This window comes from Streptomyces sp. NPDC055287 (genome assembly GCF_053646035.1).
Genome location: NZ_JBSHNE010000093.1, coordinates 1 through 8,690, shown reverse-complemented (window position 1 = coordinate 8,690; position 8,690 = coordinate 1). Strand labels below are relative to the sequence as shown.

2 protein-coding genes are annotated in these 8,690 nt (G+C 69.9%); both read left to right on the top strand.

All coding sequences use genetic code 11. The annotated features are described in order from the left end of the window. Positions 1-52 precede the first annotated feature (52 nt). Positions 53-2,362, top strand: coding sequence for an SDR family NAD(P)-dependent oxidoreductase (locus tag ACWIHY_RS39755; protein WP_454381584.1), 2,310 nt, complete (start codon positions 53-55; stop codon positions 2,360-2,362). Positions 2,363-2,418: 56 nt separating this feature from the next. Beyond that, positions 2,419-8,690: SDR family NAD(P)-dependent oxidoreductase (locus tag ACWIHY_RS39750; RefSeq protein WP_454381582.1), on the top strand; the 6,272-nt coding region annotated here is incomplete at its 3' end.

The window sequence follows — 8,690 nt, the reverse complement described above, 5'->3', positions numbered from 1 at the left end:
CGGCGGGTTGGACCGGTTCCTGACGTCGCTCGCCGAGGCGTGGGTCCAGGGCGTGGAGGTGGACTGGGCGCGGGTGTTCGAGGGCAGCGGCGCCTCCCGCGTGGAGCTGCCGACGTATGCCTTTCAGCGTCGCCGTTACTGGCTCGATGCTCCGGTCGCTGCTGCGACGGTGGTTGACGAGGCGGAGGCAGGTTTCTGGGAAGTGGTTGAGAGCGGGGACCTGAAGGCGTTGGCTTCGACGCTGGATGTGTCGCCGGAGGAGCCGTTGAGTGCGGTGTTGCCTGCGTTGTCGTCGTGGCGGCAGGGGCGGCGTGAGCGGTCGCGGCTGGATGGTTGGCAGTACCGGGTGGTGTGGCAGCCGGTGTCGGTGGAGTTGTCGTCGCGGTTGTCGGGTACCTGGCTGTTGGTGGTGCCGACCGGACGGGACGATGTTGCTGAGCTGGTGGCCCTGGTGGCTGAGGAGTTGGCCGGGCGCGGCGCCCGAGTGGTGACGTTGGAATTGGACGCGGGTGCCGAGGCTGGTGGGGAGGCGTGGGCCCCGCTGATGTCCGAGGCCGTCGAGTCAGCCTCGGAGCCGCTCGCCGGTGTGTTGTCGCTGCTGGCGTTGGATGAGTCGCCTCACCCGGTGTACGGCGGTGTGTCGGTGGGCTTGGCGGGGACGTTGGCCCTAGTACGGGCCCTGGTGGGTGCCGGGGTCGAGGCGCGGTTGTGGTGTGCGACGCGGGGTGCGGTGGGTGTGGGGCGTGGGGAGCGCCTCTCGGGTGTGTCGCAGGCGCAGGTGTGGGGTTTGGGTCGGGTCGCGGCGTTGGAGCATCCCGAGTTGTGGGGTGGTCTGGTTGATCTGCCGGAGGCTTTGGACAGGCGTGCGGTGGAGCGGTTGTGTGCCGTGCTGGGGGGTGTGGATGGAGAGGATCAGGTGGCGGTACGTGCCTCGGGGGTTTGTCTTCGGCGGCTTGTGCGTGCTGGGCGGGGCGGGGTTTCGGGGGATGGTTGGTCGGCGCGGGGGACGGTGCTGGTCACGGGTGGTACTGGGGCCCTGGGTGGGCATGTGGCGCGGTGGTTGGCGGGTCGTGGGGCGGAGCATGTGGTGCTTGTTTCGCGTCGTGGGCCGCGGGCGCCTGGTGCGGCGGGTCTTGAGGCCGAGCTGAGGGGTCTGGGTGTCCGGGTCACGATTGTGGCGTGTGATGTGGCTGATCGTGCTGAGGTGGCTGGTCTGCTGGCGTCGCTCGGTGAGCGGTCGGCGTCGGGTGAGCTGCCGGCACTGACGGGTGTGGTGCATACGGCCGGAGTGCTGGCTGATGGTGTGATCGAGACGCTGACCCCGGAGCGGCTGGCGTACGTACTGCGGCCCAAGGCGGACGCGGCGCGGCACCTGGACGAACTGACCCGGGATCTCGGACTGTCGCTGTTCGTGACCTTCTCGTCCATGGCCGGGACAGTAGGAGCCGCGGGACAGAGCAACTACGCGGCGGCCAATGCCTCCGTAGACGCGTTGGTGGAGCAGCGCCGGGCGCTCGGCCTGCCCGGCACCTCCATCGCCTGGGGCCCCTGGGGCGGGGACGGTCTTGCGGCGGGTGAGACGCGGGAGAAGTGGGCTCAGCGCAGCGGATTCGAGGCGATGGCCCCCGAGGACGCACTCGCTGTACTGGGCCAGGTGCTCGACCGGGACGACGAGTTCGCCGTGGTCGCGGACGTCGACTGGGCGCGCTTCACCCCGTCGTTCACCACGGTCCGCCGGTCGCCGTTGATCTCAGCACTCCCCGAGGCCCGCCGCCTTCTGGAGACCCGCGCCGACGGCACCGCGCCCGCCGGATCGGGCGTGGCCGCGTCCTCGGCCACGTCACTGAGCGAGCGGCTGGCCGGGCTGTCCCCGGCCGAGCGGGCGCACGAGCTGCTGGAACTCGTACGCACCCATGTGGCGAGGGTGCTGGCGCACCCGAACGCCGACGCCGTGGCTCCCGACCGGGCCTTCAAGGAACTCGGCTTCGATTCGCTCACCGCCGTCGAGCTGCGGAACAGGCTGAAGGCCGCTACTGGCCTCTCCTTGCCCGCGACGCTCGTCTTCGACTACCCGAGCCCTGCCGCCCTGGCGGACAACCTACGGACGCTCCTGTTCCCGGGCAGTGACGAGGACGCCGAGCAGCCCAACGACGCCCGGGTACGCGAGGCGCTGGCGTCCATTCCGCCGGCCCGGATCCGGGACGCGGGCCTGATGGACATTCTGCTGCGGCTGGCGGAGTTCGAGAGCAGGGAAGCCTTTTCAGCGGGGGAGGGCGAACAGGAACCGGTCGACGAGGCGTCGATCGACTCGATGGATGCGGAAGCCCTGCTCCGCATCGCCTTCGAAAGTACCGATTCCTGAAGTATTCGAATTGTCTCAATCTTGCCTGGACCGCCTGAACACGTGTGGAGTTCGCAATGAGCAATACGTCTCCTGAGAAGATTCTTGACGCGCTACGCACTTCCCTGAAGGAAGCCGAACGCCTTCGGAAGGAGAACCGCCGGCTCACGGCGGCCTCGCGGGAGCCGATTGCCATTGTCTCCATCGGCTGTCGTTTTCCGGGCGGTGTGGAGTCCCCCGAGGACCTGTGGTCTCTGCTGGCTTCCGGCACCGATGCCTTCTCCGGTTTTCCCACCGACCGGGGCTGGGACGAAGACCTGTACGACCCGGATCACCGGCGGCGCGGCAAGTCCTACGTGCGCGAGGGCGCGTTCCTGGACGGCATCACCGATTTCGACCCCGCCTTCTTCGGGATCGCGCCGCGCGAGGCGCTTGCGATGGACCCGCAGCACCGGCTGCTGCTGGAAACGGCCTGGGAGACGCTGGAGCGGGCGGGTCTCGACCCCCTGTCGCTCAAGGGCAGCCGTACCGGAGTCTTCGCCGGTACGAACGGCCATGACTACGGCGCCTTACTCCGGCAGACCCCCGAGGGGCTGGAGGGCTACCTCGGCATGGGCAAGTCCGGAGCGGTGCTCTCGGGAAGGGTCTCGTACTTCCTCGGCCTCGAAGGTCCCGCGGTAACTGTGGACACGGCCTGCTCGTCGTCCCTCGTAACCCTGCACCTGGCCATGCAGGCCCTGCGTAACGACGAATGCTCACTTGCCCTCGCCGGCGGCGTGACCGTGATGACCACCCCTGGCGCGTTCGTGGAGTTCAGCCGCCAGGGCGCTCTGTCCCGCAGTGGGCGGTGCCGGCCGTTCTCTGACGCGGCGGACGGTACGGCGTGGGGTGAAGGCGTCGGGATGTTGCTGTTGGAGCGGTTGTCGGATGCGCGTCGCAATGGGCATCCGGTGCTGGCGGTGGTGCGTGGGTCGGCGGTGAATCAGGACGGTGCGAGTAATGGTCTTACGGCGCCGAACGGTCCGTCGCAGCAGCGTGTGATCCGGGCGGCGCTGGCGAACGCGCGGATCTCGGCGGCTGATGTGGATGTGGTGGAGGCGCACGGCACGGGTACGACGTTGGGTGATCCGATCGAGGCGCAGGCGCTGCTGGCGACGTATGGGCAGGGGCGTCCGGCCGATCGGCCTTTGTGGCTCGGGTCGTTGAAGTCGAATATCGGTCACACTGCGGCTGCCGCAGGCGTGGCAGGTGTGATCAAGATGGTGTTGGCGATGCGGCACGGGGTCGTGCCCAAGACGCTGCATGCGGGTGAGCCGTCGTCGAAGGTGGACTGGTCGGCGGGTGCGGTGGAGCTGCTGGCCGAGTCGCGGGAGTGGCCGGGGGTTGAGGGGCGTCCGCGTCGGGCGGGTGTGTCGTCGTTCGGTGTGAGCGGGACCAACGCGCACGTGATCCTGGAGGAGGCCCCGGCGCTGGAGCCGGTTGTGGCGGTCGATGGCGCGCCGATGCCGGTGGTGCCGTGGGTGCTGTCGGGCCGGAGCGCGGAGTCTCTGCGGGGTCAGGCCGCGCGGTTGTTGTCGCGGGTTGAGGGTGGCGCAGAGTTGTCACCGGTGGATGTGGGTTGGTCGTTGGCTTCGGAGCGGGCGGTGCTGGAGCAGCGTGCGGTGGTGGTGGGCGGTTCGCGTGATGAGTTGATGGCCGGTCTGGGTGGGCTGGTGCGTGGTGAGTCGGTCGCGGGCTTGGTCGAGGGGACTGCGGGGGGTGTGGTTCCAGGCCGGTTGGCGGTGTTGTTCTCGGGTCAGGGGTCTCAGCGGGTGGGGATGGGCCGTGAGTTGTATGGCCGGTTCCCGGTGTTCGCTGATGCCTTTGATGAGGTGTGTGCCGTTCTGGACCGGGAGTTGGCCGGTCATGTGGAGTTTGGGGTGCGTGAGGTCGTCTTTGGTGAAGGCGGCGAGGATGGGTTGATGGACCGGACGGTTTTTGCGCAGGCGGGGTTGTTCGCCGTCGGGGTGGGATTGTTCCGGCTGGTGGAGTCGTGGGGTGTGCGTCCGGATTTTGTGGGTGGTCACTCTGTGGGCGAGTTGGTTGCGGCTCATTGCGCGGGTGTGTGGTCGTTGGAGGATGCTGCGCGGTTGGTGGCTGCGCGGGGTCGTTTGATGGAGGGGCTGCCGTCGGGTGGGGCAATGGTGGCGGTGCAGGCGTCAGAGAGTGACGTCGCTGAACTGTTGGCCGGTGTGGGGGGCCGGGTGGGGATCGCGGCGGTGAATGGTCCGCTGTCGGTGGTGCTGTCCGGTGATGAGGACGCGGTGGCCGAGGTGGCGGGGGTGCTGGCGGGGCGGGGTTGTAAGACGAAGCGTCTGGCGGTGTCGCACGCGTTTCATTCGCCGTTGCTGGATGCGATGTTGGATGAGTTTCGTGTGGTTGCGGAGGGTTTGACATATCGGGTGCCGGTGCTGCCGGTGGTGTCGAATCTGTCGGGTGGTGTGGCGTCGGCGGGTGAGTTGTGTTCGGCGGAGTACTGGGTGCGGCACGTGCGGGAGGCGGTGCGTTTCGCGGATGGTGTGGAGGCGCTCAGGGCTCAGGGCGTTTCGGTCTTTGTGGAGTTGGGTCCTGATGGTGTGTTGAGTGGGTTGGGTGCGGGGATCTCGCCGGAGGCGGTGTTTGTGCCGGTTCTGCGTGCTGGTCGTGCGGAGGAGCGGGCGCTCGTGGCGGGGGTGGCCAGGGCCTGGGCGCACGGTGTGGAGGTCGACTGGACACGGGTGTTCGACGGCACTGGCGCGTCCCGGGTGGAGCTGCCGACGTATGCCTTTCAACGCAACCGCTACTGGCTGGAAAACGGTCCGGAGACCACCGGCGATGTGCGCTCCGTCGGCCTGACTGCTGCCGAACACCCCTTGCTGGGAGCGTCCGTGGAGGTCGCGGGCGAGGGCGGCCTCATCTGCACTGCCCTGCTGTCACTGAAGACACATCCGTGGCTGGCGGATCACCGCATCGGAGATACGGTGGTGCTTCCGGGCGCGGCGCTGGTGGACATGCTCCTCCACATGGGCGAGCAGGTACGGGCGCCGGTCGTCGAGGAGTTGACCGTCTCCGTGCCGATCGTCATCCCCGCCGCGGGCAGTACAGCCATCCAGCTGCGGGTGGGCGCGCCGGCCGATGAGCGGCGCCGTCCGGTGCGGGTCCACTCCCGCGCCGGTACTGGCACCGCCGGCAGGGGAACCGCCCAGGACGCGTGGACCGAGCATGCTGCCGGCACGCTGGCCGTCCGCGACGGCGCGTGGGACGGCAACGGAGCGGACGCGGCCCCGGATCTTACGTCCTGGCCCCCGCCGGGCGCGGTCGAGACGGCCGGGCCGGCGCTCCGGGGCGTGCGGGTGGTGTGGGAGGCGGAGGGCCGGGTGTATGCGGAGCTGCGCCTGCCTGAGTCCGCCGATGGCGGCGACGACGCCGACCGGTACGGGGTGCACCCGGCGGTGCTGGAGGCGGCGCTGCATCTGATCGCGCAGCTCGGCCTCCTCCCCGGCTTCTCCGGCGCCCCTGACCCCGGGGATGAGCACCTGGCGTACTCGTGGTCGGCCGTACGGTCGTACGCGACGGGCGCGCGGTCGCTTCGCGTATGCGTGACGCCTGCCGGTACGGACACCCTGGCGATCAGCGCCGCCGACGACGCCGGGACTCCGGTGCTCGACATCGGTGCGGTGTCTTTGCGTACCGTCTCGGCGGACGAACTGCCCCTGCCGGAAGCGACGTTCGGACATGACGCGCTGTTCGAGGTCGAATGGGTGCCGGCCCCCGGCGGCCCGGCGGGTGTGCTGGACGACTGGGTCCCGTACGCGGACCTGGCGGACCTGGCGGACGGTGGGGCGATACCGCCGGTCGTCGTGTTCGAGCCCGACGGAGGCGATCCGGACAGCCCGTTGCCCGAACGGGTGCACGCCGTCGGGCAGCGTGTCCTCAAGGTGCTCCAAGGATGGCTGGCGGATCCGAGGACAGCGTCGTCCCGTCTCGTCGTGGCGACTGCGACTGCGACTGCGACTGCGACGGCGACGGCGGCGGCCGGCCCGGAGTCCGAGCTCGTCGCCGAGCCGGTTCGAGGGCTGGTGCGCTCCGCCCAGTCGGAGAACCCGGGCCGGTTCGTGCTCCTGGAGGCCGACAGGGTCGACGCCGAGACGGTGCGTGTGGGCCTGGCGGCGGGTGTGGACGAGCCGCGGATCGCGGTCCGCGGCGGTTGCGCGTACGTCGCCCGCCTCAAGCACGCGGACACCGCGACCTCCCCGTCCGCCGCCCACCTGGGCCTCGCCGACGGGGTGGTGCTGGTGACCGGCGCGACCGGGGGCCTGGGGCGGCTCGTCACCCGTCACCTTGCCGTGGCCCACGGCGTGACCGAGATGGTTCTGGTCTCCCGCTCCGGGCGGGACGGGCAGTGGGCCGACGAGCTGGCGGCGCTGGGCGTGTCCGTACGGATGGTGGCCGCAGATGTCGCGGACCGCGAGGCCATGGCGGATGTGGTGGGTTCGATCGGCGAGCGGCTGACCGCCGTCGTCCATACGGCCGGCATCGTCGACGACGGCATGGTGGCCACCCTCGAACCCGGGCAGTGGCATGCGGTGCTGCGGCCGAAGGTCGACGCGGCCTGGCATCTGCACGAGCTGACCGCCGGCCTCGACCTGCGCGCGTTCGTGCTGTTCTCGGCGGCCGCATCCCCCTTCGGCGGCGCGGGGCAGGGCAACTATGCGGCAGCCAATGCCTTTCTCGACGCCTTGGCCGCGCACCGGAACGCGCACGGGCTGCCTGCGGTCTCCCTGGCTTGGGGGCTGTGGGGACCCGAGAGTGGAGGCATGGGCGGACGGCTCAGCGACACCGACCTGGCCCGGATGGCCCGAGCCGGCGTTCTGCCGCTCTCCGCCGAACAGGGCCTGGCACTCTTCGACATGGGTCTTGACGCCGGGCCGTCGGCGCTCGTACCCGTACGACTGGACCTGCTCGCCCTGCGCGGCAGCGATCACATCCCAGCCCTGCTGCGAGGGCTGGTGCCGCATACCATCCGGCGGGCCGTCATCAGGGACGATGCGGCGGCGACGCCCGCCGGAGCGATGACGGACGGGGCGGCCTTGGTCCAGCGGCTGACTGGACAGTCTCCGGCCGAGCGGCACAAGCGGCTGCTCGACCTCGTGCGCGGCAGCGCAGCCACGGTGCTGGGCTATGCCTCGGCCGACGCCATTGAAGCCCACCGCCCCTTCAAGGACGTCGGGTTCGACTCGCTGACCGCCGTCGAGCTGCGTAATCACCTCGCCGCCGCGACCGGCCTCGGGCTGTCGGCCACCCTGGTCTTCGACTATGCGACGCCCACCGCGATCGCCCAGTACCTGAGTGTGGAGCTTCTCGGTCCGGCGGACGGGGCCACCGCAACGGAGCAGGCCCCGGCTCAGACCTTGGCGGCGCCCTTCCCCGGGGCCGACGACGACCCCGTCGTCATCGTCGGAATGGGCTGCCGCTTCCCCGGAGGGGCCGACTCCCCCGAGGAGCTGTGGCGGTTGCTGGCCTCCGGCGGCGACGCGGTGGGCGAGTTCCCGGGGGACCGGGGCTGGGACACCGGGAGCCTGTTCGACTCGCATCCCGACCGCATCGGCAAGAGCTACGTACGCGAAGGCGCCTTCCTTGACGGCGTTGCCGACTTCGACCCGGCCTTCTTCGGGATCGCACCGCGCGAAGCCCTTGCCATGGACCCGCAACAGCGGCTGCTGTTGGAGACCGCCTGGGAGGCGATCGAGCGAGCGGGCATCGACCCGTCCTCGCTGCGCGGCAGCAGGACCGGCGTGTTCGCCGGTACGAACGGCCAGGACTACAGTGCCCTGTTGCACCGCTCTCCCAAGGAGTCGGACGGTTACCTCGCCACTGGTATCTCGGCCAGCGTGGTGTCGGGCCGTCTTTCGTACACCTTCGGCCTGGAGGGCCCCGCGGTGTCGGTGGACACCGCGTGCTCCTCTTCCTTGGTGACCCTGCATCTGGCGGCCCAGGCCCTGCGCGCGGGGGAGTGCTCTCTCGCCTTGGCCGGTGGGGTGACCGTCATGTCCACCCCTGGCCTCTTTGTGGAGTTCAGCCGTCAGCGTGCCTTGTCGCCCGACGGTCGCTGTCGCCCGTTCTCGGACGATGCGGACGGTACGGGCTGGGGCGAAGGTGCGGGGATGGTGTTGTTGGAGCGGTTGTCGGATGCGCGGCGTAATGGTCATCCGGTGCTGGCGGTGGTGCGTGGTTCTGCGGTGAATCAGGATGGTGCGAGTAATGGTCTTACGGCGCCGAATGGTCCGTCGCAGCAGCGTGTGATCCGGGCGGCGCTGGCGAACGCCGGGGT